Source organism: Mycolicibacter arupensis, assembly GCF_002086515.1.
In the GTDB taxonomy this organism is placed as follows: Bacteria; Actinomycetota; Actinomycetes; order Mycobacteriales; family Mycobacteriaceae; genus Mycobacterium; species Mycobacterium arupense.
This window is the reverse complement of sequence record NZ_MVHH01000118.1, coordinates 1-1,024: the sequence shown is the minus strand read 5'-3', so window position 1 is coordinate 1,024 and position 1,024 is coordinate 1. Positions and strand designations below refer to the sequence as shown.

Here is a 1,024-nt window from a genome sequence, read left to right as displayed (position 1 = left end):
TTTTCACGCCACGCTGGAGCAGGCGCTAAAAGCCGATTCGCTGCGCCCCAAGCAACAGCGGCGCAGTGCCAAGGCGCTGTTGGCGCAAATCAAAGCCGAAGGTTATGACGGTGGCTACAGCCAGCTCACCGCGTTTATCCGTGCCTGGCGAGGGGGACAGGGCAAGGCGTCGCAGGCCTTTGTGCCGCTGACCTTTGCTCTTGGCGAGGCGTTTCAGTTTGACTGGAGCGAGGAAGGCTTGCTGGTCGGCGGCATTTACCGGCGTATGCAGGTGGCACATCTGAAGCTGTGTGCCAGCCGTGCGTTCTGGCTTGTGGCGTATCCGAGCCAGGGCCATGAGATGTTATTTGACGCCCATACACGCTCGTTCGGCGCCTTGGGCGGCGTGCCGCGCCGGGGCATCTACGACAACATGAAGACCGCCGTCGACAAGGTCAATAAGGGCAAAGGCCGGGCGGTGAATGCACGCTTTGCGGTGATGTGCGCGCATTACCTGTTCGATCCGGACTTCTGCAACGTCGCCGCTGGTTGGGAAAAGGGCATCGTTGAAAAGAACGTGCAAGACAGCCGCAGGCGTATCTGGCTAGACGCCCAGGACTGCCAGTTTCACTCCTTCGAGGAACTCAATGCCTGGCTGGGCCAGCGCTGCCGCGCGCTTTGGAACGAGCTGACGCACCCTCAATACAGCGGTCTGAGTGTGGCCGAAGTACTGGAGTTGGAGCGCGCTGAACTGATGCCTGTGCCAGCGCCATTCGACGGTTACGTCGAGCGGCCTGCGCGGGTCTCCAGCACCTGCCTGGTCAGCGTCGGGCGCAACCGCTACTCGGTGCCGTGTGAGTACGCGGGTAAGTGGGTCAGCAGCCGTTTGTATCCGACGCGAATCGAGGTGGTGGCTGACGACGCGCTGATCGCCAGCCATGTCCGCTTGCTGGATCGCGACCAGGTCAGCTATGACTGGCAGCACTACCTCCCGCTGATCGAACGCAAGCCCGGTGCGCTGCGCAACGGCGCGCCCTTTGCTGAC

Annotated in this window: 1 protein-coding gene; it reads left to right on the top strand. The window is 62.2% G+C overall.

The window, feature by feature from the left end:
• On the top strand, window positions 1-1,024 hold a 1,024-nt coding region (istA, locus tag BST15_RS20940), incomplete at both ends, for an IS21-like element ISPst3 family transposase (protein ID WP_083071177.1).